Source organism: Halomonas sp. AOP43-D1-4 (genome assembly GCF_052446175.1).
In the GTDB taxonomy this organism is placed as follows: Bacteria; Pseudomonadota; Gammaproteobacteria; order Pseudomonadales; family Halomonadaceae; genus Vreelandella; species Vreelandella citrativorans.
This window is the reverse complement of the sequence record NZ_JBQSVY010000013.1, coordinates 75,082-101,572: the sequence shown is the minus strand read 5'-3', so window position 1 is coordinate 101,572 and position 26,491 is coordinate 75,082. Positions and strand designations below refer to the sequence as shown.

General features: G+C 52.9%; 22 protein-coding genes. 11 read left to right on the top strand and 11 right to left on the bottom strand.

Annotation, left to right across the window (positions count from 1 at the left end; genetic code table 11):
- On the bottom strand, positions 1-607 hold a 607-nt coding region (locus ACT3RQ_RS14590), incomplete at its 3' end, for a TonB-dependent receptor plug domain-containing protein (RefSeq protein WP_444680748.1).
- Positions 608-790: 183 nt separating this feature from the next.
- On the opposite strand from ACT3RQ_RS14590, the gene ACT3RQ_RS14585 reads away from it, so the two are divergent.
- From ACT3RQ_RS14585 to ACT3RQ_RS14565, 5 genes are all read left to right on the top strand, one after another.
- Positions 791-1,705, top strand: coding sequence for a LysR family transcriptional regulator (locus tag ACT3RQ_RS14585; protein ID WP_444638982.1), 915 nt, complete (start codon positions 791-793; stop codon positions 1,703-1,705).
- Between the two features lie 78 nt (positions 1,706-1,783).
- Positions 1,784-2,677 (top strand): AEC family transporter, encoded by an 894-nt coding sequence (locus ACT3RQ_RS14580; RefSeq protein ID WP_172117536.1) that lies wholly within the window; start codon positions 1,784-1,786, stop codon positions 2,675-2,677.
- Between the two features lie 99 nt (positions 2,678-2,776).
- A complete protein-coding gene (locus tag ACT3RQ_RS14575) occupies positions 2,777-3,955 on the top strand; it encodes a PQQ-dependent sugar dehydrogenase (RefSeq protein WP_444680747.1) in 1,179 nt (392 codons plus the stop codon).
- A 109-nt stretch (positions 3,956-4,064) separates the two neighbouring features.
- Positions 4,065-5,510 carry a sensor histidine kinase gene (locus ACT3RQ_RS14570; protein ID WP_444680746.1) on the top strand — a complete coding sequence of 482 codons (1,446 nt, stop codon included), beginning with the start codon at positions 4,065-4,067 and terminating at the stop codon, positions 5,508-5,510.
- A gap of 11 nt (positions 5,511-5,521) precedes the next feature.
- Positions 5,522-6,922, top strand: a complete 1,401-nt coding sequence (locus ACT3RQ_RS14565; RefSeq protein WP_193057013.1) for a sigma-54-dependent transcriptional regulator — start codon at positions 5,522-5,524, stop codon at positions 6,920-6,922.
- Between the two features lie 288 nt (positions 6,923-7,210).
- On the opposite strand, the gene ACT3RQ_RS14560 is transcribed toward ACT3RQ_RS14565, so the two are convergent.
- Positions 7,211-7,618 carry a hypothetical protein gene (locus ACT3RQ_RS14560; protein ID WP_172117531.1) on the bottom strand — a complete coding sequence of 136 codons (408 nt, stop codon included), beginning with the start codon at positions 7,616-7,618 and terminating at the stop codon, positions 7,211-7,213.
- Between the two features lie 384 nt (positions 7,619-8,002).
- Here ACT3RQ_RS14560 and ACT3RQ_RS14555 point away from each other — a divergent pair, with 384 nt between their 5' ends.
- The 4 genes from ACT3RQ_RS14555 to ACT3RQ_RS14540 all read left to right on the top strand — a co-directional run bounded on the left by ACT3RQ_RS14555 (position 8,003) and on the right by ACT3RQ_RS14540 (position 12,864).
- A complete protein-coding gene (locus tag ACT3RQ_RS14555; protein WP_444680745.1) occupies positions 8,003-9,205 on the top strand; it encodes a quaternary amine ABC transporter ATP-binding protein in 1,203 nt (400 codons plus the stop codon).
- A complete protein-coding gene (locus tag ACT3RQ_RS14550) occupies positions 9,205-10,035 on the top strand; it encodes an ABC transporter permease (protein ID WP_444680744.1) in 831 nt (276 codons plus the stop codon). Before ACT3RQ_RS14555 ends, ACT3RQ_RS14550 begins: the two co-directional genes overlap by 1 nt.
- 152 nt (positions 10,036-10,187) lie before the next feature.
- Positions 10,188-11,060 (top strand): glycine betaine ABC transporter substrate-binding protein, encoded by an 873-nt coding sequence (locus tag ACT3RQ_RS14545; protein WP_172117528.1) that lies wholly within the window; start codon positions 10,188-10,190, stop codon positions 11,058-11,060.
- A 160-nt stretch (positions 11,061-11,220) separates the two neighbouring features.
- Positions 11,221-12,864, top strand: a complete 1,644-nt coding sequence (locus tag ACT3RQ_RS14540; protein ID WP_444680743.1) for a BCCT family transporter — start codon at positions 11,221-11,223, stop codon at positions 12,862-12,864.
- A 63-nt stretch (positions 12,865-12,927) separates the two neighbouring features.
- Here the strand turns inward: ACT3RQ_RS14540 and ACT3RQ_RS14535 are convergent, their stop codons facing one another.
- From ACT3RQ_RS14535 to ACT3RQ_RS14510, 6 genes are all read right to left on the bottom strand, one after another.
- Positions 12,928-13,653, bottom strand: coding sequence for a 3'-5' exonuclease (locus ACT3RQ_RS14535; protein ID WP_444680742.1), 726 nt, complete (start codon positions 13,651-13,653; stop codon positions 12,928-12,930).
- A gap of 1 nt (position 13,654) precedes the next feature.
- Positions 13,655-15,565, bottom strand: a complete 1,911-nt coding sequence (locus tag ACT3RQ_RS14530) for a DUF294 nucleotidyltransferase-like domain-containing protein (RefSeq protein WP_444622282.1) — start codon at positions 15,563-15,565, stop codon at positions 13,655-13,657.
- 128 nt (positions 15,566-15,693) lie between these two features.
- Positions 15,694-16,086 (bottom strand): DUF4168 domain-containing protein, encoded by a 393-nt coding sequence (locus ACT3RQ_RS14525; protein ID WP_172117524.1) that lies wholly within the window; start codon positions 16,084-16,086, stop codon positions 15,694-15,696.
- Positions 16,087-16,346: 260 nt separating this feature from the next.
- Positions 16,347-17,063 carry a monofunctional biosynthetic peptidoglycan transglycosylase gene (mtgA, locus tag ACT3RQ_RS14520; protein ID WP_172117523.1) on the bottom strand — a complete coding sequence of 239 codons (717 nt, stop codon included), beginning with the start codon at positions 17,061-17,063 and terminating at the stop codon, positions 16,347-16,349.
- A gap of 8 nt (positions 17,064-17,071) precedes the next feature.
- A complete protein-coding gene (gene fghA / locus ACT3RQ_RS14515; RefSeq protein WP_442353459.1) occupies positions 17,072-17,926 on the bottom strand; it encodes an S-formylglutathione hydrolase in 855 nt (284 codons plus the stop codon).
- Positions 17,927-18,016: 90 nt separating this feature from the next.
- A complete protein-coding gene (locus ACT3RQ_RS14510) occupies positions 18,017-19,126 on the bottom strand; it encodes an S-(hydroxymethyl)glutathione dehydrogenase/class III alcohol dehydrogenase (RefSeq protein WP_444680741.1) in 1,110 nt (369 codons plus the stop codon).
- A gap of 160 nt (positions 19,127-19,286) precedes the next feature.
- Between ACT3RQ_RS14510 and ACT3RQ_RS14505 the strand changes: the two genes are divergently transcribed.
- Positions 19,287-20,183: a LysR family transcriptional regulator gene (locus ACT3RQ_RS14505; RefSeq protein ID WP_444680740.1), complete on the top strand. Its 897-nt coding sequence runs from the start codon at positions 19,287-19,289 to the stop codon at positions 20,181-20,183.
- Positions 20,184-20,359: 176 nt separating this feature from the next.
- A complete protein-coding gene (locus ACT3RQ_RS14500) occupies positions 20,360-21,931 on the top strand; it encodes an AbgT family transporter (RefSeq protein WP_192527424.1) in 1,572 nt (523 codons plus the stop codon).
- A gap of 125 nt (positions 21,932-22,056) precedes the next feature.
- Here ACT3RQ_RS14500 and rpoD read toward each other — a convergent pair whose 3' ends face one another.
- The 3 genes from rpoD to rpsU form a co-directional block, all read right to left on the bottom strand.
- On the bottom strand, positions 22,057-23,913 hold the full coding sequence (rpoD, locus tag ACT3RQ_RS14495) for an RNA polymerase sigma factor RpoD (protein ID WP_172117518.1): 1,857 nt from the start codon (positions 23,911-23,913) through the stop codon (positions 22,057-22,059).
- A gap of 224 nt (positions 23,914-24,137) precedes the next feature.
- Positions 24,138-25,988, bottom strand: a complete 1,851-nt coding sequence (gene dnaG, locus ACT3RQ_RS14490) for a DNA primase (RefSeq protein WP_441679245.1) — start codon at positions 25,986-25,988, stop codon at positions 24,138-24,140.
- A 175-nt stretch (positions 25,989-26,163) separates the two neighbouring features.
- Entirely contained in the window at positions 26,164-26,379 is a 216-nt protein-coding gene (gene rpsU / locus ACT3RQ_RS14485; RefSeq protein WP_008956349.1) for a 30S ribosomal protein S21, read from the bottom strand.
- Positions 26,380-26,491 lie beyond the last annotated feature (112 nt).

The following is a 26,491-nucleotide window of genomic DNA, read 5'->3' as shown; positions in this document are numbered from 1 at the left end:
AAGTATCGCCCACCAGCGGCCCACTTAGGTAGAAGTTACCTTGACGGCTATCGCCTGAAGAACTGCTTTCCTGCAGCACGGTATCGACCTGAAGGTTGCCATGCCATTGCTGGGCCACCTTGCGAGTGATCACGTTGATTACCCCACCAATAGCGTCTGATCCATATAGAGTCGACATGGGCCCACGCACGATTTCAATACGTTCAATAGCTTGTAGGGGCGGCAGCCAATCCTGTTCGAAACCAGCGCTACCGTTCGGGCGCGATTCACGCGAGCTCTGCGGACGACCGTCTACCAAAACCAGCGTGTACTGGGCAGGCATACCGCGAATGGAAATGTCGTGCCCGTTATCCCCCCCTCCGCCTCCGGTTACCGTTACCCCCGGTACATCGCGCAGCGCGTCCGTAATATTTTGGTAATGGCCTCGCTCCAACTGCTCGCGAGATAATACGCTAATGGAAGCGGGGGCGTCCTTTATCTGCTGTTCGAAGCCCGAAGCGGTCACCACCATATTGTTTAATGTCTCAGACTGCTGGGCCAGCGCGGTGCTTGTTGCCAACGAGGCAACTGTAGTTGCGAGTAGCGTTAGACGAAATGAGTTAGGCATGTTATTTCCATTGTCTAAAATAATTAAGCTGAATGGTAACTATTAGCATTATCATGTTACCTACAAAGTTCCACCATGGGACGGCACGGGGTGTTCGGTAATACGCAACCTAAATGCCAATTATTTTCATTCCACCTCAAAAGTGGCACAATAGACGCTTCTTAATTGACCTGTGGCGCGACCATGTATGACTTTGACGAACTGGCTGCTTTCGCGGATGTAATGGCGACCGGTAGCGTGACACGCAGTGCGCAAAAGCTGGGGTTAGCAAAATCAACACTGAGTCGTCGTATCAGCCAGTTGGAAGCACGGCTTAATCAGCCACTACTACGCCGCCAGGCCAATCGTTTAATTCCTACCGAGGCTGGCCTGCTCTTTCATACGTACTGTACTGAATTGCTCTCGATGGCAAGCCACAGCCAGGAAGCCTTGGCCGAGCTGCGCGAAGAAATTAGTGGCAAAGTCACGCTGGAAATCCATGGGGCCTTGGCGCGAAGCTGGATGGCCCCTGTGGTCAATGCCTTTTTAAACAGTTACCCAAAAGTAGAGCTAGAGCTTCGAACCCGCGAAACACCGCCCACCAAAATGCATAGCAATAGCGTGCATGTATGGCTGGGCTTTACCAATGAATGCGGGCTTAACCAGGAGTGTCTGGGCCATTTAACCCGCGGGTTATATGCCAGCCCACGCTATCTGGCCGAAAACGGGTCACCAACCCATCCTGATGAGTTACCCCAGTACGCCTGGATCGACTTGCTCAACACGGCATCCAACGGACTAACGCTCCATCACGCCAGTTACGGTGATTATCTTTTCGACCCGCCACGCTCGCGCCTGCGCGTCGATTTGACCGCGCTGCATATCGACGCCATTGCGGGCCATCAAGGGATAGGTCTACTGCCCCACTGGTTAGTTAAACGGCGTGAAGAACATCACCCTGGCGAGCTGGTCCCTTGCCTGGTGGGCTGGGAGCCTACGCCGCTGCCCATTAATTTACTTTACGCTTACGGCCACCAACCTCGGCGAACCAACGCGTTGCTTGATTTTTTACGCCAGCACGTTCCCGTGCAGTGGCAACGCACAGCCGTAAACGCTTAACGAATTTTGCGTATTCGCCTTGCCTATTAGCAGGCTCATTAACGACAATAGGCAACCCACGATTGCCAAGGACCGTTAATGCTTGCCGAACTGTTTGCTGTTATGGCCCCCGTACTTGCCGGTGCGGGGTTAGGTTTTTTGTGGATTCGGCTAGGACACCCTTATCCTGTCGATTTTGTTACTCGACTGGTTTTCAACATCGGCACGCCCGCGCTGGTGTTGGCCTCGCTTGCGGGTGCCGACATAGATGCCGACACCTTTGGTCGCACCATGCTGGCGACTGCGCTGGTGATCATCACCATGGGGCTAGCGACCTTTGCTGTTGCCAAGCTGCTGGGCCGTGACTGGCGCGTTCTGCTGTCTCCCATGATGTACCCCAATACCGGCAACATGGGGCTACCAGTGGTTCTTTATGCATTTGGTAGCGCTGGTTTTGCTTATGGCATCACGGTGATGGTAACGGTCTCGCTGTTCCAGTTCACCCTGGGCTCTGTTCTCAACAGCCAAGGCAACCCGCTAAAAACGCTCGTTAAGACCCCGACGGTATATGCCATTTTAATTTCCATGGTGCTGCTGCTAACCGATACCTCACTACCGCCTTGGCTTGGCAACACCGTGGGCCTTATGTCGGGCTTTACCGTACCGTTGATGCTGATCACCTTGGGTGTTTCCTTGGCGAGTATTCAGGTAAAAAGCCTGCGTTCCGGGTTAGGGTTTAGCCTCGTGCGCATACCGTTGGCGGCGGTGGCGGCCTGGTTCATCGCAGGCTGGGTAGGGCTTCCGCCGCTGGCGCAAGGCATTCTCGTTTTACAAATGTGTATGCCCGTGGCGGTGTTTAACTATTTATTTGCCCAGCGTGCCCGGCGTGAGCCAGCTTATGTGGCCAGCCTGGTATTTTGCTCGACCCTGTTAGCACTGATCTACCTACCGATACTGTTAGCACTCCTAATGCCTTCTCTTGGTGGGGAATGAGCCCAATAGGAAAAGTCCCTGCTAGACTGATGAAAGCCTTATTGCAAGGTTCGCCCCGCTGAGGTTCCCCTTGGGCTCATCACTACAGGAGAATGCGCTATGCATGTGGAACAAAACGCCAGGCCGGTTAATTCATGGCCATCAACCGTTTTGGGCGGACTGCTGCTAACCAGTGCAGTGGGTACGGCGCACGCTGACGTTGTCCATGAATCTATCGAAACCGAGCATCTAGCCGTCGCCATTGAGCGGGTAGCCTCGGGGTTTGAACACCCTTGGGCGGTGGCATTTCTTCCGGATGGCCGCCTCCTGGTGAGCGAGCGCAACGGGCAACTGAATCTGGTAGATTCGCGCAGCGGTGAATACCAGGCGCTGGAGGGCATGCCAACGGTCAATCATCATGGCCAGGGTGGCCTGCTTGACGTGGTACTGCACCCGGATTTTGCAGACGGCAGCGGCGAACACGACTGGATTTACGTTACCTGGAGTAAACCCGACGCTAACAACAGCCGTACAGCACTTTCCCGTGTTTACTGGCAAGATGACCAATTAGGCGATGTAGAGCATCTGTTTGAGCAGGATCGTGCCTCGGCTCCCGGTCGCCATTACGGCTCACGCCTGGCCTGGTTAAACGATGGTACGCTGCTTATGAGCGTTGGCGACCGGGGTTCGGAGCCCTCCAGAGCGCAGGCGCGCGATGACCACGCAGGCTCTACGCTGCGCTTGACCGAAACAGGCGGTGTACCGGAAGACAACCCGTTTGTGAATGATGCCAGCACCCGAGATGAGATTTACTCGCTAGGTAATCGTAATATTCAAGGTATGGCCGTATTGAAAAACGGTGAGCCGTGGGTATCGGAACATGGCCCGCTCACGGGTGATGAGCTGAATCACATCAAGGCAGGTACTAATTACGGCTGGCCTGACGTAACGCTCGGCAACGATTACGCTACCCAACAACCCATGGGCGAAAAGTCGCTGCCAGGCATGGAAGACCCGAATTATGACTTTGAAGGACGTTTTGCACCATCCGGCTTAGCCGAAGTCAGAGGAAGCACGTTTAACGCTTGGGAAGGCAACCTGCTCGCAGGTGGTTTAAGCAGTGAACAGCTGCTACGCCTCACGCTGAATGGCGATGAAGTTACTGAAAGTGAGCGTATTCTTGATGGTCATATTGGCCGTATTCGTGATGTGCGCCAAGGCCCAGACGGCGCCATTTACTTGCTAACCGATGAGCGCCAAGGCAGCCTTTATCGGCTACTGCCTGCAGAATCCCCTTAATCCGGCGATTCTTTGATGGCCCCTATGTTCATAACTCTATTCATCAACCGCCGTTTCTACTGATAATGCTTTTCACTGATGAAACGCTTAATGCCACCATGGAAGCAGCATGCGACTTCGTAATTTAATTATCATCACCGTCATCGTACCGCTGTTTGTTGTATTGGTGGTGTTCAGCTTAGTGGCCATAAAATCGCTGGAAGACAATGTTCGCTCCAAACTGCAAACGGAAGTCGAGATCATTACTCGGGCGCTTAGCACCTCACTGAGTGGTGCGGTTTCCCGAGACAGCCCAACACCGCTAGAAGAAGCACTGCAATCGGCGTTTTCGTTCCATCGAATTTATGGCGCTTACGTCTTTGACCTTCAGGGGCGCGAAGTTTACGGGCTGGGCTTAGGCAAAGACCTTTTCTCTCCCGAAGAGATCCGCCAGGTAATTGAGCAGGATGACCTTTACAGTAATTATCGCCAGTATGATGGCTGGACCTATTACTCGGCCATCATCCCACTACGCACCCAGGATGGCACCGTTCATGGTGCACTTCAGGTTAACCGCTTAAATACCGGCATCGAAAATTACACCGGGTTTATAAGTATTGTGGCGGTTCTGGTGTTTGTCATTGGCGCAGCTGGCATCGTCTTTAGCATTTGGTGGGGGTTTAGGCGCTATATTGAACGTCCGCTTAATCGTTTATTGCACGTTATGCTACTGGTGGAAGACGGTGATCGTAGCCAGCGTGCGACGATAGACGGCCCGGCTGAGTATAGTCGGCTTGCCTCAGGTTTAAATGGCATGCTCGACGCCATGGCTGAAAAAGATCACGATATTGAAGAGCGTCAACAGCGTGAAATTGAGCTCGAAAAGCGCCTGCGTAAATCCAAAAAACTGGCAGAGCTGGGTGTTCTTGCAGCCGGCGTCGCCCACGAAATTGGCGCCCCCCTTACGGTTATTAACGGCCAGGCCCAGCGGCTAGCTCGCCGAAACGTCATTGGCGATGAGGAACGGGCCAAACTTGTCCGCATTCGCGGCGAAGTTGAGCGAATTGTCGAAATAGTTCGTCAATTAATGGAATTAGGCCGACAGCATAATGTCGAAAAAGGCGAGCTGGCGCTAGATCGGTTAATTCAAAATGCCAGCGATTTAGTAGAAGAGGAGCTTGAACCGCGAAATATCCGGTTGGATATCCATCTCCCCTCGCCCACGCCTTATTTACTGGCGAACGAACAGCAAATCGTTCAGGTGCTTACCAATCTACTGCGTAATGCAGCGCAAGCACCTAACGTAAGCCATATTCGCGTACGCGTACGTACGCATGATCATGAATTAACGCTCTATGTAGAAGACGATGGCCCAGGCATCCCTGCTAGCAACCATCAGCACGTTTTTGACCCATTTTTCACTACCAAACCGGTGGGTCAAGGCAGTGGCTTGGGGCTCTCCATGGTGCACCGTATTATTAATGACCACGGCGGTACGATTGGTGTGTTTGACAGCGCTCTTGGTGGCGCTGGATTTGAAATCACACTTCCACTTAGTGAAACCGCATCCGCTTGAGGACAACATTTGTGACCCATCAGGAACATCCTTTACCTTTGCTGGTAGTGGAAGATGACCCCGCTATCCGAGAGCTTTTAGAAGAAGAGTTGAACGATGCGGGCTATCAAACGCTTGGCGTGCCCAGCGCTGAAGAGGCCATTGCCCTACTAAGCCATACCCCTGTGGCCATGATGATTACCGATGTACGCCTGCCGGGGATGACGGGCATTCAGTTGCTGCAGCAAATTCGTCAAAGTGGCAGCGAATTGGGGATCATCGTTATTACCGCTTTTGGCACTATCGATCAGGCCGTTGAAGCGCTCAAGCTTGGCGCCAACGACTTCCTGACCAAGCCACTTGACCTTGATGCTATCCGTGAGGCGGTCTTTCGGGTGCTGGAGCGCCAGCGTCTATCGCTTTCACACGATACAGAGCTCAGCCACTTTCACGGCATTGTGGGCAAAAGTAATGTTATGCAGTCGCTGTTTCATGACGCATCGCGATTGGCTAAAAGTAATGCCCCCATTCTTATTTTGGGAGAAAGCGGTACCGGCAAGGAGCTTTTGGCGCGCGCCATTCATCAGGAAAGCCCTCGCCATGAGGCCCCTTTTATCCCCGTCAACTGCGCCAGCATACCTGCTGAGCTGATGGAAAGTGAGTTTTTCGGCCATGTGAAAGGCGCCTTTACCGGGGCCAATGAAGCGCGCAAAGGGCTTTTTCATACCGCTCAAGGTGGCAGCCTGTTTTTGGATGAGATAGGCGAAATGCCAATCAACCTCCAAGCCAAACTGCTCCGGGCGCTTCAGGAAAAAACCGTGCGCCCGGTCGGCGGCGAGCGAGAAGAAGCTGTGGATGTGCGCATCATCGCGGCGACCCACCGCAACCTGGATAAAGAGATTGAGCAGGAGAGCTTTCGTAGCGACTTGTTTTATCGTCTGGAAACCTTTTCACTGCGCATTCCCCCCCTGCGTGAACGGGGCAGTGACATTGAACATCTGATTTTTGCGTTGATTGATAAACATGCGGAAGCGCAAAACAAGCAGATTGAGCAAATTGAGCCCGAGGCACTCAACAGCCTGCTGAATTACACCTACCCCGGTAACGTCCGCGAATTGGAAAACGCCATTATGCGAGCGGTAACGCTCAGTGAAGAGGGTCTTTTGCAGCACCAGGATTTACCCGAACGCTTGCGCGAGAATTCTCATCCGGAAGCCAGTGCCGAGATCACGCCGACATTAAGCGGAGAAGTACTGCCAGGGGCACAGTTACCGACGCCCTCGCCCACTCGATGGCCTAGCCTGGAGGAAGTGGAAAAGCGCTATATTCGAAAAGTGCTCGAAGCGACAGGAGGCAACAAACGCCGAACAGCGGAGCTTTTGGGTATCGCTCGACGCACACTCTATCGCCGTCTTGAAGATAGCGAAGAGTAGAAGTAGAGCAATAGGACTGGTTCAACGGGACTAGACCAACAGGACTCTGTATGAAAAGGCCAACAACAGTGCCTTGATGCGTGTTTTATCGACATAGCCAGGCGCTTCTACGATGCAAGCGTCTGGCTGCGATAACGCGGGTACACGGCTAGCGACCCTTAGTAGCATCATACTTCAGCGCAAAAAAACCCTCGCAGGCGCGAGGGTAAAGATGATAAACCGTGTGGAGCAGCCGCAGGGAACGAACAGCTGAAGCGGCTTATCATCGTAGGGAACAGTACGTAGGTATTAGCCGTTAGTTAACTCATCATCATTTTCTTCATCGGCGGCTCCTGGCATGGGATCTGTACCTTCACCAAAACCGGGCTCTTCTTCAACATCCTGGGTACGCGCCTCATCTTCAGGCTGTATTGACTCTTGCGGGACAATTGCTTCATCGTTATCTGCTGAACCCGTGCCTGCTGGATCAGCGGGATCTGCGGCTTGATCCGTTGAGGAAGGCTCTTGGGTCATGGTGGCATCCTGCTCAACGTCAGGTGCTGCACTTTGCTCCATGGTTTCAGGCTGTTGGGCAGGCGGCAATTCTTCTTCATTGTCACCACAGCCAGCAAGCAAGAGGACACTGGCAGCAGTTGCGATCATGCACAAAGAAAGTAGACGTGGGCGCTTCGCTTTTACATCCGCGTGCTTATTCATAAAATTCATCTCCTTGAAACCTGCAAAAAACATCCTGAATCACTATCCTAAACCAAGCACACACCAAGCCAACTCAATGAATTATTAAAAATAATAATTAAAATCAACACCTTAAAAGAAACAATCACTATTAACAATCAACCACGCGTGGGCGCAAAATGACACATGTGGCATTTCTTGACCGCGCTTAAAGAGGCGTTGTGACACAACCCTCTCATTTATGTATAATATTTTTTAATAAATATACAACCATATACTGTTTTTTCATTATGAATGCTTTGTGTGGCTGCTTTATACAGAAGGTGGTGCTGCTTTTATGTAAATGGCGGCAAATCAGAAAGAGCAACCATACAAAGCGCCTCATACACATAAAAGGCATCGCCTATGGATGAGCAACGTCCTGTTAAAATTAGAGTCCGAGGCTTAAGTAAGGTCTTTGGTAAACAACCTCGAAAAGCATTAGAGCTACGCGACCAGGGTCTTAAACGTCCAGAAATCCTTGAACAAACAGGCCAGACACTCGGCCTTTCCAACATATCCTTCGATGTTTATGAAGGTGAACTCCTCGTCATCATGGGCCTTTCGGGCTCAGGCAAATCGACACTGATCCGCTGTCTTAATCGCCTGATTGACACAACGGAAGGTGAGATCATCATTGATGATGAAAACATCCCCACCCTGAGTGAAAAAGCGTTACTGGAGTGCCGACGCCGCCATTTCTCGATGGTCTTCCAAAATTTTGCGCTGTTTCCGCATCGCACGGTGCAAAAAAACGCAGAGTTTGGCTTGGAAATACGCGGCATTGATAAAGCCGAGCGTCATAAAATCGCCCATACCGCCCTTAAACAGGTGGGCCTGGATGGCTGGGAGAACGCTTATCCCCACCAGCTTTCAGGGGGAATGCAGCAGCGCGTTGGCTTGGCCCGCGCACTGGCTAACGATGCCAGCGTACTGTTAATGGATGAAGCATTTTCAGCGCTTGACCCCTTGATTCGTAAGGACATGCAACTGGAACTTTTGCAGCTCCAAACCAAAATGCAAAAGACCACGGTCTTCATTACCCACGATTTGGATGAAGCGCTGAATATCGGTGATCGAATCGTGCTGCTTAAAGATGGCGAAGTCGTCCAAATTGGCACTCCTGAAGAAATTCTGACCCAACCTGCGGATGATTATGTGCGTCGGTTTATCGAAGGGGTCGACCGCTCGCGTGTGCTAACGGCCGAGAGCGCTATGCGCCCACTGCGTAGCACCGCGCGTGATAGTGATGGCCCCCGCACGGCACTTCACCGCATGCGGGACCACGCAATTGACTCTATCTACGTAACTGACCGTGACCGCCGTCTGCTCGGGCTACTGGAAGCCGAGTCCGCGAGTACTGCTATCAAGGAAGGCGCCGAAAAAATCGCCGACTACCTGACTCAGGACTTCCGCAAAGTGTCCCCCGACGAGCCGTTGCAGAACCTGTTCGCCATGTTTAGTGAAAAGAGCTTTCCTATTGCCGTGGTAGATGAACAGCAACGCCTACTGGGCGTTGTGGTGAAAGGCGCGGTACTGGATGAATTGGCACGAGCAGGAGAACCGTAATGGACATTCCCCGTATCCCGCTAGGCAGTTGGATCGAAGGTGGCCTCACTTGGCTAACCAGCGAATACTCTGTGGTTACTCGCGGCATTTCACGCTTTACCCAAACCGGGATTAACAGCCTGAATGATGGGCTGATGTGGCTACCGGAGTGGGCACTGCTGGCCATTATTGCCCTGCTTTGCTGGAGGCTTGCAGGCCCGCGCTTGGCACTGGGGGCGGTCCTTGGCTTGGCATTAATCTGGAATATGGGCCTTTGGGAACCCATGATCGAGACGTTAACGCTGGTGGTGATCGCAACCGTCGTTGCCGTTGTCATTGCACTGCCTATCGGCATTACCGCAGCATTATCGGAACGCCTTTATCGCCTGTTCATGCCGCTGCTGGATTTTATGCAGACCATGCCTGCGTTCGTCTATCTGATACCGGCCATTCCCTTTTTCGGCATTGGTTCTGTGTCCGCCATTTTTGCCACGGTTATCTTTTCCATGCCGCCCGCCATTCGCTTTACGACGCTCGGCATTCGTCAGGTACCTACAGAGTTAATAGAAGCTGCGGATGCTTACGGCGCCACTCGAAGCCAAAAACTATTTAAAGTGCAGCTACCGCTCTCGTTACCTACAGTGATGGCGGGCATTAACCAAACGATCATGCTAGCGCTCTCCATGGTGGTTATTGCCGCGATGATAGGTGCCGATGGGTTAGGCAGCGAAGTATGGCGTGCGATACAGCGCCTGCGCCCAGGCGATGGCTTTGAAGCCGGTATTGCCGTTGTTATTCTGGCCATGCTGCTTGACCGTTTAACGCAGTCGTTACGCAAGACCTCAAGGTAAGCTGACTGGAATACCCAACGACAACGAGAAAATGAGAAGTAGCTTGATGGGGTGTTAGCCCCTTTGACTTGATGAGCTTTATTTTCACGACCATGCTGAATTGCCTAATATGATGTTATGTTAAGGCAAACAATACAAAAGGGAGCAAGTGAATGAAAACACGTATGCTAAATCGTCGTATCCGTCTGGCCTCTGCCGCATTGATTGCAGGTACTGGGTTAGTCGTAGGCAGTGCCGCTCAGGCACAGGATCAAGGCACCATCAATCTTGCGTATGTTGAATGGTCATCAGAAGTAGCCTCTACTAACGTCGTTGCTGCGGTGTTGGAGCAGGCTGGCTACGAAGTAGACATGACTTCGCTTTCCGCAGCGGCCATGTTCCAGGCACTTTCAACCGGTGACGCCGATGCGATTGTTGCCGCATGGCTGCCAACAACGCACGCTGAGTATATGGAGCGCATTGGTGACCACGTCGAAGACCTGGGCCCCAACCTGGACGGCACCAAACTGGGGCTCGTCGTACCGTCTTACACAGACGTTGACTCGATTGCCGACCTTAATAGCAACGCAGACCTCTTTAACAGTGAGATCATCGGTATAGACCCTGGTGCAGGCCTGATGGGCTTGACAGAGCAAGTTGTCGATACCTATGACCTTGATCTTCGCCTGCGCAGTGGCAGCGACGCCACGATGGTGGCAGCGCTTAGTAACGCCATTAATAATGAAGAAGATATCGTGATCACCAGCTGGACGCCCCACTGGATGTTTGCACGCTGGGACCTTAAATACCTGGAAGATCCAGAAAACGTATTTGGAGGCGCTGAGCAAATTCATACCGTTGTACGTAACGGTTTTGCCGATGAAATGCCAGAAGCCTACGCGATTCTCAATGCATTCGAATGGACCCCAGAGCAAATGGGTGAAGTAATGCTGATGAATCAGGAAGACGGAAGCGACCCCTACGAGAACGCCAAGAAATGGGTCGAAGAAAACCAGGATGTGGTTGAGCAATGGCTAAATAGCTAATCGCTATCCACCACTGTGCCGACGTCAGTTGATACTGGGGTCGGCACCTTTGTTTGCACTTACAAAACAGTTCCAATAAAACAGCAATATAATGCTTGTTAATATATAGTTAAGCAAAACGACACTACGCGTGTTTTCTAATTAAAACGGAGAGGTACTCGTGGATAAACAAGAGCCCAATAGCTCCCCTGAGGAGCCAAAATCCCCTGAAGGCATACCCGCTCCCGATGGGGCGGCAAATCTGATCGATACCGACTACGTTGTTGGTCAGGACAACATCACGACCAATAAAATGGGCTTTGACCTTGACCTGCACGGCAAGGTGTTTAGCATTTCAGCGATTATTGTACTGCTATTCGTGGTCTTGACGCTGGCGCTGCAAGACACCATTGCGCCGGTATACGATTCCATTTTCAACTTCCTAACCGGCAACCTGTCCTGGTTTTTTATCACGGCTGCCAACATATTCGTTATTTTATGTGTTGGTTTGATTTTCTCCCCGTTGGGTAAAATCCGCCTTGGTGGCGTCGACGCCAAACCGGATTACACCTATATGGGCTGGTTCTCTATGCTGTTTGCCGCTGGCATGGGCATTGGCTTGATGTTCTTTGGCGTAAATGAGCCACTTACCCACTTCGGCACCGCCTTTGATGGCAGTAATTGGGCACCGCTGGGTGGCGCCGAAGGCAACGCTGCAGCAGCCACATCGCTAGCCATGGCAGCCACCATTTACCACTGGGGCCTGCACCCTTGGGCGATTTACGCCATCGTGGCACTTTCGCTGGCCCTGTTCTCGTTCAATAAAGGCTTGCCGCTTTCAATGCGCTCGGTGTTTTACCCCATTTTGGGTGAGCGCGTTTGGGGCTGGCCAGGCCATGTGATCGATATTCTGGCGGTGTTTGCATCGCTGTTTGGTTTGGCTACGTCACTAGGCCTAGGTGCCAGCCAGGCGGCAGCGGGGCTTTCGTATTTGTTTGGCGCGCCTGAAAGCGATGTCACGATGATTCTATTGATCGTCGGCATTACCCTGGTGGCGATTGCATCCATTGTTGCTGGTGTTGATAAGGGCGTGCAACTGCTCTCCAAGATCAACATCGCCATGGCGGCGTTGCTACTGTTCTTTGTGATTGCGGTAGGTCCGACTCTGTTCATCGCGACGGGCTTCTTTGAAAACCTGTGGAGCTATGCGACTCACTTCACCGCGCTTTCAAACCCGTTCGGCCGTGAAGATGCTAACTTCAGCCAGGGCTGGACAGCCTTCTACTGGGCATGGTGGATATCCTGGTCTCCGTACGTCGGCATGTTTATCGCCCGCGTATCACGTGGTCGTACGGTCCGAGAATTTTTGATTTCCGTACTTATTATCCCCTCAGTGGTATCGGTACTTTGGATGACGACCTTTGGCGGTACTGCCATTGATCAATATGTGAGCCAGGGTATTAGCTCCGTGCGCGATGCGGGTGTCGACCTTCAGCTGTTCCTGATGTTGGAGCAACTGCCACTGGCGCAAATTACCTCCTTCATAGCGATCTTGCTGGTCATTGTCTTCTTTGTCACCTCCTCCGACTCAGGCTCGCTGGTGATTGACTCCATCACCGCGGGCGGCAAAGTGGACGCCCCCACACCGCAACGCGTGTTTTGGGCGATTATTGAAGGCGCCATTGCCATTGCGCTACTGCTGGGCGGCGGCCTTACGGCGCTACAAACCATGGCCGTTTCTACCGGGTTCCCGTTTACCATCATCCTACTGGTGGCGTGCTACGCGATCGTCAAAGGTTTGATGAGCGAACCCAAAGCAGTGTAATTAATCGGTACGCATGACCAAAACGGGCAGCCCAAGGGCTGCCCGTTTTTTATTAGTACCGTGCTAACACCAGATATTTTTTAAAGGCGTATCTGGCTGATAATGGGTGGCGATTTGTGCCTGGAGAAGCTCTGCCGTTGCCAATGCATCGACCAGTGCATGATGCCCTTGGTAGGCAGGCAAACCATAGCGGGCACGACTAGCGTTTAAACGTATTGAAACCGGGGGACGTCCCAACCAACGTCGAAAACGTGCCCATAACGTTTGTCGATGTATCCTCGCCTCGAGCGACATCGTATCGATCATCGGGAACATCACCCCCTCGCCACGCCGTGCTTTAATCGCCGTATCCAGGAAGGGCCGCTCAATATTGCGAAAGTGAACCACGACCAAATGGCCCGCGAGCGCGTCCAACAACTCATCCAGCACCACGTCCAAATCCGGGGCATCTGCCACCTCGGAATGGGTAATATGGTGGAAAGCTATCGAGGATTCAGACAGCGTTCTGGTGGGCTTGACGACCCAATAACGGCGCTCCGCGAGCTTGATACGATCCAGTGTAAACGGCACGACGCCCATACTGACAATGGCATGGCGCCGCTCATCCAAACCAGTGGTTTCCAAATCCAGCGCAACCATCGGCACGTCAGCAATGGGGGTATCACCAGAAGGCAGTGGTGTGGCAAAAAACCGCTGGATAGCAGGGTCTTTCGCCTGGCGCTCACGCTGCGCCATATAGTCAGTCCAGTCGGGCTGGGTGATGCGGTGACGCGGGCGAATGTCTAGCATGTTAGTGCCTCTGCCGTTGAGCGGGCACCGGGTAACGGAACTTTAAAAATTTCTGAGCATTGCTAAGCACATGAAAAGCATCCTTCAGCGTATGCCGCTCGCTGTCCTCTACATTTTCAGGCTCAATATTGTTATCTGGCTCTCGGTCTTCCTGAATATCGATCATCTGGTGGCGCAACCGCGTCATACATAAAAACTCAAACGCATAGCTCAGCTTATCGCTAACGCCTGGAGCTAATAGCTGGGTATCGCTTATATCTTTTAGTCGCTGAAACGTATTTTGCGCTTTGGAACCACATGCCAGCGCATGGATACGGATTAGATCAACCATCGGCGCTGTGCCACGGCGTTTCAGGTTAATTGAATTGTTATGCTTGCCATCTTTTTCCATGACAAAGGTACGGAAGAAGCCAAGCGGCGGCGTACGGTTTAACGCGTTACGCGCCATTGCCGCTAAAAACAACGGCGATTCAGCAGCTCTACGCGCAATTAGGTCCTGTAGCGTTTCAACAAAATGTTCTTCGCCATAGATGCTATCAAGGTCAAAGAAGATAGAACTCTGCAGCAGCTTTTTAGGCGTCGGATTGGAAATCCAGTCTTCAAAATAGTCTTTCCAAACGCTCAGCGGCTGACGCCACTCTTGATTGGTGGCCATGATATCGCCTTTGCAGTAGGTATAACCGCAGGCATCCAGCCCATCGCTAACAAACTTGGCCAGCGCATAAAAATAAGCATCATGCTCTTCAGGGATAAAGTCATCAGACAAAATGAGCGCGTTATCCTGGTCAGTCACAATGCTTTGTTCATTGCGTGCCATTGAGCCATTAACCATAAAACAGTAAGGCACCGGCGGTGGCCCAAGCTCAGCTTCGGCCAATTCCAGCAGGCGCCGGAAGAAGCTACGCCCCACCGTTGAAAGCGCGCTGCCCACCATCTGCGAGTTAGCGCCCTCCTGAACCATGCGTACAAACGCCGCACTAACATCAGGCGCCAGCTTGGCAAGCCCTTGTGCGCTGGACTGATTGAAAACATTGCTGACCAGGTAGAGTCCGCTATGCGTTTCATAGCGAATAATATCGGAAAGGTGCACCACGCCAACAGGCCGCTGCCGATACAGCACCGGCAAGTGATGAACATTGTTGCGCAGCATGGTCAGCATGGCCTCATATATCGACGCATCCGACTGTATGGTAATCAAATGAGAGGACGCGACATCGCCAATCGCGGTTTGTGGTGAAAGCCCCTCTGCCACGACCCGGGTTCTAAAGTCACTATCGGTAAAAATACCCACCATTTTCCATTTGGCGCCCTCGCTGTCTTGAAAACTGTAGCGCGGGCTGCCGGTGCATTGGGTGAGCACAATGGCCGCTGATGCCTGGGCATCGTTAATTTGCTGGGCAACCTGCTGAAGGCTGGTGGTGGATGCCACCATGACGGGATAGCGGGTCACCAGTTTGCGAATACGCGTGACCATCATATCGTTCGACTTTTTTTGTTGCTCGGCAACCGTTTCAAGCCGTGGCCGCTCAAGCTCTACAAAGTCAGCGAAGTTATCGTCCTCTTCGCATAAGCGCTGAAAGACATCGTTGGGAATAAAATAGATCAGCGTGTCTTCAATCGCCTGGGCCGGGAAGCGCACTTTGTGATTCCGCAATAAACTAAAGTGGCCAAAAATATCCCCCTCGCCTAATCGGTTATAAAGCTCACCCTGGCGGCGATACACCTCAACGGCGCCACTTCTTATAAAGCACAGCTCACTAACGATATCATTTAGCTCCAGGATCTCGCTGCCCGTTTTGAAATAGCTGACCTCAACGCGCTCGGCAATCGCATCAAGCAGCTCATCCGAGAGACCATCAAAAGGAGGAAACTGGCCCATAAATTGGCGTATTTCAAGTAGCTCTACGTCCATGTGATCTCCCAAGACGTGTCTAATAGATAAGCCGAGTTTGGCTCGGTTCATCACTAGCGTAAACCCTGGACGCAAAAAAAGCCCGACACTGGGTGTCGGGCTTTGATGGTGTATCAACTAGCGATGGCTTAGGACTGGTTTGCCATCTCTTGAACACGCTGCATCATTTCCGGATCTTGCTGGATAGACTGACCGATAGCATTGAAGGTATCGACATCCAAGCCGCTGTCTTCAACCACTTCGATCATACGATCGTTAGCTTCGGCGCGAACTTCCTGTTGGGCTGACTCATCTCCTGCTTCCTGCAGACGCTGTGTATACTCTTGCGAGATCACGGCGATTTCTTGAGAAGCATCGGCGAACTGCTGTAACTGCTGGTCAGAAAAATCCTGGGCGGGTGCTGCTTGCTGAGTAGCCATGGGATCCTGAGCCGGGTCCTGCGCTTGCTGGGCGTTGGCAGTAGATGCCATTAAGCCAGTGGCGAGCAGGGCAGCAGAGAATAGAGCAGTTATACGTTGCATAGTAAGAAACCTCATTGACGCGATATGAATGTGGTAAGTGTGACGCAAGGATTCAGCACAGGTTCAATTTTTTAAGTAAGAGAACGTAACAAAATGAAGTTACGATAATAACAACACACATAAAAATATATCAAAACAGTTTATATTCAATCACTTATACAAAAAAATACCGCTATCATTTTGAATAATATTCGCGCACTTTTTTATAAATAGAAGCGCATCAAGGGAAGAAGCTGGCTTTAGCTCTTTAATCCAGCCTTCTATAGCCGTTCCAGGTACCCTACTCCGCCCAGGTTATGCATCTGCTGGCGTACCCATTGGCTACGCCTTTCCACTTGGGCGTCAGGTCGAGAGGCGCTGCGGGTACGCGGGCTGGGGAGGATGGCCGCGAGCAGGCTTGCCTGGCGCTCCGTCATCGCTCCACCGGAGGCGCCAAAATAGTGTTGCGCTGCGGCTTCCAGGCCAAACACGCCGCTATCCCATTCAGCGATATTCAGATACACCTCAAGAATACGCTGTTTGCTCCAGAAAATTTCAATCAACAGCGTGAACCAGGCCTCTAACGCTTTGCGCGTCCAACTGCGCCCACTCCACAAAAAAACATTTTTGGCTGTTTGCTGACTCAGCGTGCTGGCGCCGCGCAAGCGGCCGCCATCACGACTGGCTTCCCAGGCGCGTCGCAACTCAACAAAGTCAAAGCCTCGATGCAGAGGGAAGCGCTGATCTTCAGCAGCAATCACCGCCAACTTGGCATTGCTGGATAAATTGTCCCAGCTTCGCCACTGATGCTGAATGCGAATAGGTTCGCTGTTTACCCAGCTCTGTATTTTGCGCTCCACCATGATCATGGAGCCTGGCAAGGGCACAAAACGAAACAGAATGACCAGCGCCACAGAAAGGAGCACAAAAACCAGCACGCCGCGCCACACAAGACGCCATAGCTGACGAAGAAAGCGGCTCAGCGTACGTTTAAGCATCGTTATCCTTAAGATTTCATAAGATGTTCCGCATGATAACGTAGATGCTCCTCAATGAACGAGGCAATAAAGAAGTAACTATGGTCGTAACCTGGCTGACGACGCAGTGTCAGCGGATGATCATGCGCGTCACATACAGCTTCAAGCCGCTCGGGCTTGAGCTGCTCTTCTAAAAACTGGTCCGCCTCGCCCTGGTCAATAAACAGCCGTTGACGCGAAGCGCCATTAGCGACCAATTCACAAGCATCGTACTGACGCCAAGTGGACGGATCCTCACCCAAATAGCTGGTAAACGCCTTTTGACCCCAAGGGCAGTTCATCGGGTTCACAATCGGCGAGAATGCTGACACCGAGCTAAAACGCCCTGGGTGACGCAACGCTAAAATTAATGCCCCGTGGCCGCCCATCGAGTGGCCGCTAATCGACTCACGCCCGTTTACCGGGAAGTGCTGGCGTACAACGGAAGGCAACTCTTCCACGATATAGTCGTACATTCGATAGTGTGGCTTCCACGGCGCTTGGGTAGCGTTGACATAAAAACCTGCCCCCGAGCCAAGGTCATAACTATCGTGCTCACCCGGTAAGTCTGTGCCACGCGGGCTGGTATCCGGACAAACGATGGCGATCCCAAGCTCTGCCGCTATCCGCTGGGCGCCCGCTTTCTGCATGAAGTTTTCATCGTTGCAGGTAAGCCCGGACAACCACCATAAAAGCGGTACACGCTCGCTTTCGGCTTGAGGCGGTAAGTACACCGCAAATTCCATATCGCAATCCAGCGCCCGAGAGTAATGGCGGTAGCGTTTGTGCCAGCCACCAAAACTGCGATTGGCAGACACCAGTTCCAGGGTTTCACTCATGCTCATGGGGCAGGCTCCTTGCGAAAAGAGAAGCGCGGCAGTGCTGCCTGCCGCGCTTTATCAGTAAATTAACAATACAGACCTGTTAATAACGACCTAGTAATGCAGAACGGTGCGGATGCTCTTGCCCGCATGCAGCAGTTCAAACGCTTCGTTGATTTTCTCAAACGGCATATCGTGAGTAATGAAATCATCAATATTAATTTCACCGTTCATGTAACGCTCAACGTAGCCTGGCAGTTCACTGCGGCCTTTCACACCACCAAACGCGGAGCCTTTCCAAACGCGCCCGGTCACCAGTTGGAACGGACGTGTGGAAATCTCCTCCCCCGCACCGGCGACGCCAATCACGATCGATTCGCCCCAGCCTTTGTGGCAGCACTCAAGCGCTGAGCGCATCACATTGACGTTACCGATACACTCAAACGAATAGTCCACGCCGCCATCGGTCAAATCAACAATAACCTGCTGAATGGAGTCGCTGTAATCCTTGGGGTTTACAAAGTCAGTCGCGCCAAACTGCTTGGCCAGCTCAAACTTATCCGCATTAACATCAATGGCGATAATTCGACCCGCTTTCGCCATGACCGCGCCCTGGATCACCGCCAGACCAATCGCACCCAAACCAAAGACTGCGACGGTAGCGCCTGGCTCTACTTTTGCAGTGTTGAGTACCGCGCCAATACCGGTAGTCACGCCACAGCCCAGCAAGCAGATTTTATCCATCGGGGCTTCTTTGGAAACCGCTGCTAACGAGACTTCAGGAAGTACGGTGTATTCGCTGAACGTGGACGTTCCCATGTAGTGGTGCAGCATCTTGCCATCCAGCGAGAAGCGCGAGGTGCCGTCGGGCATTACGCCTTTCCCTTGGGTGGCACGCACGCTGCCGCACAGGTTGGTTTTACCTGACAGACAGAATTTGCACTTGCCGCACTCAGCGGTATATAGCGGAATAACATGGTCGCCTGGCTTGAGGCTGGTCACCCCTTCACCTACTTCCTGAACGACACCGGCGCCTTCATGACCCAGCACTGAAGGGAAGAGTCCTTCCGGGTCAGCGCCCGACAACGTATAAGCATCGGTATGACAAACGCTAGTAGCCGCCATTTTTACCAACACTTCGCCCGCTTTTGGACCTTCCACATCAATTTCAACCAGCTCAAGCGGTTTACCCGCCTCTAACGCAACGGCAGCACATGATTTCATAGTGTCACTCCTTAAGACAGTGGCGCAGTAAGTCGCCTGAACAGATAACGTATTGCTCCAATAGCGACAGTGTAAGGTAGCTAGAGGTACTAGAAAAAGCGGGATATACTCATAACATTATTGCTACTGAGCAACAATCACCTACAACGGATGAACCTCCATGCAGCGCTGGGATCGTGTCGAAGCCTTTATTGAAGTGGTCAGACTGGGCACATTTTCTGCGGCCGCAAACCATCTAAAAGTATCAACCTCGCATATTAGCCGCTTGGTGAGCCAGCTTGAAAACCAGCTCGGCATTCAGCTTCTCTACCGTACAACGCGTCAAATACGCTTAACGGATGCAGGCGCTCTGTATATGGAGCATTGTCAGCATCTGTTTGATGGATTGAAAGATGCTGAGCAGGCGCTGAGCGAACTGCAGGCCAAGCCTCGGGGCCTGCTTAAGCTGACCTCAGCCACTACCTTTGGCGAGCGTTATATCGCACCACTGGTGAATGAATTTCAATGCCTACATCCTGATCTTGAAGTGTACATGCATTTTACCAACCGGCCCGTTGAACTCATTGAGGAAGGCTTTGATATCGCCATTCGCATGGGCGTATTAAAGGATTCAAGCCTGATCGCCAGGCGCCTGTGCGACCGACGTGAATATATTGTCGGCTCCCAGGATTACTTTCGCCAGACACCGCCCCCACACACGTTAGCAGAACTTGGCCAACATCGTTGTCTGGTAGGTTCACGGCCTAATTGGCTGTTTGATAGCAACGGCCAACGCCGCGAAGTACGCGTAGAAAGCTGCTGGACAGGTAACTCCGGCCCCGCCCTGCTGGATGCCGCGCTTAAGGGCCTAGGCCTTGCCCAACTGCCCGACTATTACGTGGCGCCTCACCTTGCAAGTGGCGAACTCATCGCCGTACTAGAGCCCTTTCAGCATCATGATACGGCGGTCTGGGCGGTTTACCCCCGCCACCGCCACTTGTCCCCCAAGATTCGTCAATTGGTCGATTATCTGGTGGCCAATATGTCGCGAGTACTGCCGAACACGCCATCACTTTAACGCCAGGGCCGACCTTTCGCTTGCCATAGTCCTTCCTGCGCTTACGGCATTTCATTTTTTAAATCCCGCTATACGTAAAGCCGTTTGCGCCCTTATACACTTCAACGTAGTGTCATCTTTTAGCCCCAATGGGCTTTTTTTTTGCTACAAACCTCCACTCTAACGACATAAAACTTATGACACCCCCTAAAAACCATGAAAAAAACCTAAAGCGTGGCGCGTTTACCCGCTTTCTCGATAGCGTTGAGTGGCTTGGCAACTTGCTCCCTCATCCGGTCACGCTATTTGCCATTTTATGTGTCCTTGTGGTGATAGCCAGCGGTATTGCCGGTGCCTTAGGCGTGTCAGTTGCCGACCCACGCCCCGCTAACGAGGGCGAATGGATTGCGGTTAATTCCCTCCTTAACGCCGAAGGCTTACGCCGACTGGTCACCGAGATGGTGACAAACTTCACAGGCTTTGCGCCTTTAGGCACTGTGCTGGTTGCCATGCTGGGCGTTGGCGTAGCCGAACACTCAGGGCTACTTTCTGCCAGTATGAGAGCGTTGGTGCTTAACCGCTCACCCCGCATCGTTACCTATGCCATTGTGTTTGCGGGCATTATGTCCAACATGGCGGCCGAGCTTGGTTACGTTGTACTTATTCCTCTGGCCGCCATGATCTTCCATTCGCTTGGCCGCCACCCTTTGGCGGGTCTCGCTGCGGCTTTCTGTGGTGTTTCCGGCGGCTACAGCGCCAACCTGCTCATTGGAACCGTCGACCCGTTACTTTCTGGCATTACCCAAGAGGCCGCTCGCCTACTGGACCCGGCTTATGTGGTAGGCGCTGAAGCAAACTGGTTCTTCATGTTTGTCAGCACCTTCTTTGTAACCTTGATCGGCGGCCTGGTTACCGAACGTATCGTGGAGCCGAAGCTTGGCAAATACGATGCCGCTGATGCCGATAGCGACATTGGTCAGCAGTCCATGCAAGGGCTTTCCGCTGAGGAGAAGCGAGCGCTAAAAGGCACGGGGTTAGCCACGCTGGTGCTTATTGGCTTAATTGCCATGACCGTGGTACCTGAAAATGGCATCTTGCGTAATCCAGAAACAGGGCTAATCAGCGGCTCGCCCTTCTTGAGCGGCATTGTGGTCATTGTAGCGGTCTCCTTCTCACTACTGGGCTTCATCTATGGGCGCCTGGCAGGCACGATGCACAATGATCGTGATGTGGTAAATGCCATGGCCAAAAGCATGAGCAGCCTTGGGCTGTATATTGTGCTGGTCTTCTTTGCCGCTCAGTTTGTGGCGCTGTTTAACTGGAGCAATTTTGGTACCGTGACGGCCGTGGCGGGCGCTGATCTGCTGGAGTCGCTTGGGTTACGTGGCCCGGGCCTGTTTGCGCTGTTTATTTTACTGTGTGCGTTCGTCAACCTGTCGCTGGGCAGCGCATCGGCGCAATGGGCGGTGACCGCTCCGATTTTCGTTCCCATGCTGATGCTGATGGGCTACGCGCCAGAGGTAATTCAGGCGGCCTACCGGATCGGTGATTCTGTCACCAACCTGATCACCCCAATGATGAGCTATTTTGGGCTGATACTGGCGGTTGCTACCCGTTATCGCAACGATATGGGCATTGGCACACTGGTCGCCTTAATGTTGCCCTATACGCTATTCATGTTGATCGGCTGGAGTTTACTGTTCTTTGTGTGGGTGTTTTTGCTGGGTCTGCCTGTTGGTCCGGGCTCTGCAACTCACTACACGCTATAACAAAGGCTCAACGGCATCAGGATTCTTGGAGTGCTTGACACTAGATAGCAAAAAGCCCGCCGTTTAAAAAACGGCGGGCTTTTTTTACGCTAGACACTAGCGCCTGAGCACTGACCTAGACTGGCTTACTCGTCCAGGAACGAACGTAGCGGCTCAGAACGGCTAGGGTGGCGAAGCTTGCGCAGCGCCTTGGCCTCAATCTGACGAATCCGTTCACGGGTTACGTCAAACTGCTTGCCCACTTCTTCAAGCGTGTGGTCGGTATTCATATCAATACCGAACCGCATGCGCAGTACCTTGGCTTCACGTGCGGTGAGGCCGCCCAGTACGTTACGCGTCGCTTCAATCAAGCCTTCGCCGGTGGCCATATCGATAGGCAGCAGCATGGTGCCGTCCTCGATAAAGTCGCCCAAGTGCGAGTCATCATCATCACCAATCGGCGTCTCCATGGAGATCGGCTCTTTGGCAATTTTGAGCACCTTACGTACTTTGTCTTCCGGCATTTCAAGACGTTCGCCGAGCTCTTCCGGGGTCGGTTCGCGGCCCATTTCCTGCAGCATCTGGCGCGACACGCGGTTAAGCTTGTTGATCGTCTCGATCATGTGAACCGGAATACGGATCGTCCGTGCCTGGTCGGCAATTGAGCGGGTAATCGCCTGACGAATCCACCAGGTCGCATAAGTAGAGAACTTATAACCCCGACGGTATTCGAACTTATCCACTGCCTTCATCAAACCGATGTTGCCTTCCTGAATCAAATCAAGGAATTGCAGACCACGGTTGGTGTACTTCTTGGCAATCGAGATAACCAGACGCAGGTTGGCCTCAACCATCTCTTTCTTGGCGCGGCGTGCTTTTGCCTCACCAATCGACAGCTTGCGGTTCACCTCTTTCAAATCCGCCACGGTGAGCTGCACCATGTCTTCTTCGAAAGCAATTTTACGCTGCGAACGGGCGATATCAGAACGTAACGGCTCAAGACGGTCAGCGTATTTGGGCTGCGCTTCCTGGAACGCATCCAACCACTTGGGGTTAGATTCGCTACCCGGGAACGATTTGATAAACGTCTTGCGCGGCACTTTGGCTTTTTTAACACAAAGCTGCATGACCGCTTTTTCCTGGGCACGCACTTGCTCAACACTAATACGTACCTGGCCCACCAGGCGTTCAAAGTGTTTTGGCACCAGTTTGATCGGCGAGAACAATTCGGCAAGACGAGCCTGCTCGGCTTTCAGCTCGGCGCTGCCGCGACCGTGCTTGGTAAGCGCCGCTCCGGCTAACGCATTTTGCTCGCGAATTTGCTCAAAACGCGCCCGCGCCTCTTCAGGGTCCGGACCGCCTTCGCTGGCGTTGGAATCTTCGTCATCCTCCTCGCCATCGCTGTCGCCGTCTTCATCGTCGCTTAAGTCGGTGGCTACCTCAGGTTCAGGCACATCCGCTTCGGCAACGCCGGGGATACCTTCATCGGGGTCGATAAACCCTGAGAAAAGATCCGACAGACGGCCAGGCGCTTCTTCATCCTGAGTAGCGTCGTAAGCATCCAGAATGGAGGCGACAGCCCCTGGCAAGTAGGCCAGTGCCGACATGACTTCACGTGTACCCTCTTCGATCCGCTTGGCAATTTCGATTTCGCCTTCACGGGTCAAGAGTTCTACTGTGCCCATTTCACGCATGTACATGCGGACTGGGTCTGTGGTGCGACCCACGTCGCTTTCCACGGCAGCGAGTGCCGCAACGGCCTCTTCCGCAGCGGACTCGTCCGTGGAGTGATCCGACATCATCAAAGTGTCTTCATCAGGCGCTTCTTCAGCGACACGGATACCCATGTCGTTGATCATGCCAATGATGTCTTCCACTTGATCCGGGTCGGCGATATCCTCGGGTAGATGGTCGTTGACCTCGGCATACGTCAGGTAACCCTGCTCTTTGCCGCGCGCGATCAACTCCTTCAGACGTGACTGCTGCTGCGCATTTCCAGCCATAGAAACCCTATCTCGACGAAGAAGAATGAAACACCTGGAGCGCTGAATCGATTAAACTCAACAAGCCGAACAGTATAGCGTAAATAGCTGTATTTTTTCCAGCGAAACGTATTTGCGCGGTCATTCAGGTGTGTTAGGTTGTTCGGTTAGGCCAGCACTTGGTGACTGACCCTATATCTGGTGTTGGTGAGAGAAAAATTCAACCCCCTCTCTCCGAACACCGGTCAAAACCGCTGGGCCAACTCGACTACCAAGCCGGCCAAGCGCTGACGCTGCTGTTTATCCAATTTCTGCCCAGCGCGTTCCTGAGCCAACAACGCCTCGTACTCTTCCTGGGGCGAGCGCTTACGTTGCTTCTGCTGCAAGTGCTCAACCAACCCCCTTAACTCTGCTTCTCGTGCTGCCTTGGGGATCAATAACTCCCGCGCGGCAAACTCTGCCAGCACCGCGCCCTGTGGCGTACCCTGAAAATGCGCCAGCACGACCTGCGGACTGCGATAGCGTCCGGCCTGCAAGAGCACGATCAAATCGCGACAGAGCGGCGTATCCGCATCATCAGGCAGCCACTCCAGATTATCCGGCAAGGCTGACACTACGCTCGGCTCGTGCAGCAGAAGCTGCACGATGCGCCCAACGGGCGTAAGCACCCGGTTACGTGCACGTGACGTAGCTCCAGTAGAGCCCGCCTTTACAGTACTCGTCTGCTCCGCGCTATCTTCGACAACAGGTTCAGCCGCCTCCCAATACGCTTGCCCCTTGGGTGCCGCTGTGCGCTTATCCAACAGCGCTTGCAACTGCTGTTGCGCCAAGCCACTACGCTTGGCAAGCGCTTCAAGCAGTAACGATTTGAGCATGCCATCAGGTACTTTGTTCAACGCTTCAAGTACCTGGCTTGCAAATCGCTCGCGCCCCTCCACCGTGTTTAAATCACGGCCCTGAGCCGCCTGCTCAAACAAAAACTCCGACAGCGGCATCGCACAGGTAACACGATCCTTAAACGCTTCGGCGCCTTCACGACGCACCAGCGTATCCGGGTCATCACCTTCTGCCAGAAATAGAAAACGCGCCTCACGACCGTCAATCATCAACGGCAGCGCGGTTTCCAGTGCTCGGCTGGCGGCCTGGCGGCCAGCGCGGTCGCCGTCAAAGCAGAACACCACTCGGCTGACCAAACGAAACAGACGGCTTAGATGATCTTCGGTCGTCGCGGTTCCCAGCGTAGCCACCGCGTTATGGATGCCGTACTGCGCAAGCGCCACAACGTCCATATAGCCTTCTACCATCACCAGCTGCTCAAGCTTGCTGGATGCCTGGCGCGCTTCATAAAGTCCATAAAGCTCGCGCCCTTTATGAAACACTGGGGTTTCTGGTGAGTTGAGGTATTTGGGCTGCTCGTCGCCCATCACTCGCCCACCAAATGCAATCGTCCGCCCTCGTAGATCGCGGATCGGAAACATCACCCGATCCCGAAAACGATCGTAAGTACGCCCCGTATCTTCACGATGGATCAACAGGCCATACTCAATCTGGACAGGTTCTGATATCTCCCGCTCACCAAGGTGCTGCTTGAGCGCTTCCCAACCGCCAGGCGCGTAGCCTATGCCGTAGGCACTGATCACCTCAGCAGAAAGCCCTCGGTTTTCCAGATATTGCTGGGCGCCTTGCCCTTCGCGCATTTTAAGGCGCTCGCGATAAAAGCTTGCCGCAAGCTCAAGCAGGTTAACGCCCTCTTTGCGCTTTTTTTCACGCTGATGCGCACGCGGGTCGTCAGCGCCTTCGCGCGGCACGTCAAGACCCAGCCGCCCGGCCAACTGCTCCACCGCTTCAGGAAACGGCAATTTGTCGTATTCCATCAAGAAGCGTAGTGCATTCCCATGCACGCCACAGCCAAAGCAGTGATAAAACTGCTTATCAGCACTTACCGTAAACGAAGGCGTTTTTTCCTGATGAAAAGGGCAAAGACCCGAGTAGTTCCGGCCAGCCTTTTTAAGCTGCACACGCTCACCAACCACTTCCACCACGTCAACGCGGCTAAGCAAATCGTCAATAAAACGCTGGGGAATCTGGCCTGCCATTTACAACGGCACCCTCGCGCATGTGCGCTAAACGCTTGCTTAACGTCATCTGGCGGACTGCCCAATCACCTTAAACAGCGTAGAAAACTGAAAAAACAAACGGCCACCTAGTGGCGGCCGCTTGGCATCCCTCTTGAGACAACCAGCTAACCGCTCTGGCTCTCTCGGGTACGGATCAATAGAGCCGTTCGAAACGCTTTTGCTCACGCTGAACTTTCTTGGCGTGGCGTTTTACGGCAGCTGCCGCTTTGCGTTTACGCTCAGCAGTCGGCTTCTCATAGTGCTCGCGACGGCGTACTTCAGAAAGAACACCAGCTTTTTCGCAAGAACGCTTGAAGCGACGCAGGGCGACGTCAAACGGCTCGTTATCACGTACTTTTACAGAAGGCATTAAGCACTCACCTACCTTAAGGAGTCTTGAGTTCGAAAGTACGTACACCATCATCGCATTATTGCGAGGAACATAGCGTACGACCCAGTTTTTACAGCGCACGATAGTTTAG

What these genes read in the sequence shown, in the direction of transcription:
- ACT3RQ_RS14545 (WP_172117528.1), top strand. Translation starts at nt 10,188, where the DNA reads ATGAAAACACGTATGCTAAATCGTCGTATCCGTCTGGCCTCTGCCGCA.
- rpsU (WP_008956349.1), bottom strand. Translation starts at nt 26,379, where the DNA reads ATGCCTTCTGTAAAAGTACGTGATAACGAGCCGTTTGACGTCGCCCTG.
- ACT3RQ_RS14550 (WP_444680744.1), top strand. Translation starts at nt 9,205, where the DNA reads ATGGACATTCCCCGTATCCCGCTAGGCAGTTGGATCGAAGGTGGCCTC.
- ACT3RQ_RS14570 (WP_444680746.1), top strand. Translation starts at nt 4,065, where the DNA reads ATGCGACTTCGTAATTTAATTATCATCACCGTCATCGTACCGCTGTTT.
- ACT3RQ_RS14580 (WP_172117536.1), top strand. Translation starts at nt 1,784, where the DNA reads ATGCTTGCCGAACTGTTTGCTGTTATGGCCCCCGTACTTGCCGGTGCG.
- ACT3RQ_RS14505 (WP_444680740.1), top strand. Translation starts at nt 19,287, where the DNA reads ATGCAGCGCTGGGATCGTGTCGAAGCCTTTATTGAAGTGGTCAGACTG.
- ACT3RQ_RS14585 (WP_444638982.1), top strand. Translation starts at nt 791, where the DNA reads ATGTATGACTTTGACGAACTGGCTGCTTTCGCGGATGTAATGGCGACC.
- ACT3RQ_RS14525 (WP_172117524.1), bottom strand. Translation starts at nt 16,086, where the DNA reads ATGCAACGTATAACTGCTCTATTCTCTGCTGCCCTGCTCGCCACTGGC.
- mtgA (WP_172117523.1), bottom strand. Translation starts at nt 17,063, where the DNA reads ATGCTTAAACGTACGCTGAGCCGCTTTCTTCGTCAGCTATGGCGTCTT.
- fghA (WP_442353459.1), bottom strand. Translation starts at nt 17,926, where the DNA reads ATGAGCATGAGTGAAACCCTGGAACTGGTGTCTGCCAATCGCAGTTTT.
- ACT3RQ_RS14500 (WP_192527424.1), top strand. Translation starts at nt 20,360, where the DNA reads ATGACACCCCCTAAAAACCATGAAAAAAACCTAAAGCGTGGCGCGTTT.
- ACT3RQ_RS14535 (WP_444680742.1), bottom strand. Translation starts at nt 13,653, where the DNA reads ATGCTAGACATTCGCCCGCGTCACCGCATCACCCAGCCCGACTGGACT.
- dnaG (WP_441679245.1), bottom strand. Translation starts at nt 25,988, where the DNA reads ATGGCAGGCCAGATTCCCCAGCGTTTTATTGACGATTTGCTTAGCCGC.
- ACT3RQ_RS14575 (WP_444680747.1), top strand. Translation starts at nt 2,777, where the DNA reads ATGCATGTGGAACAAAACGCCAGGCCGGTTAATTCATGGCCATCAACC.
- ACT3RQ_RS14510 (WP_444680741.1), bottom strand. Translation starts at nt 19,126, where the DNA reads ATGAAATCATGTGCTGCCGTTGCGTTAGAGGCGGGTAAACCGCTTGAG.
- rpoD (WP_172117518.1), bottom strand. Translation starts at nt 23,913, where the DNA reads ATGGCTGGAAATGCGCAGCAGCAGTCACGTCTGAAGGAGTTGATCGCG.
- ACT3RQ_RS14555 (WP_444680745.1), top strand. Translation starts at nt 8,003, where the DNA reads ATGGATGAGCAACGTCCTGTTAAAATTAGAGTCCGAGGCTTAAGTAAG.
- ACT3RQ_RS14560 (WP_172117531.1), bottom strand. Translation starts at nt 7,618, where the DNA reads ATGAATAAGCACGCGGATGTAAAAGCGAAGCGCCCACGTCTACTTTCT.
- ACT3RQ_RS14530 (WP_444622282.1), bottom strand. Translation starts at nt 15,565, where the DNA reads ATGGACGTAGAGCTACTTGAAATACGCCAATTTATGGGCCAGTTTCCT.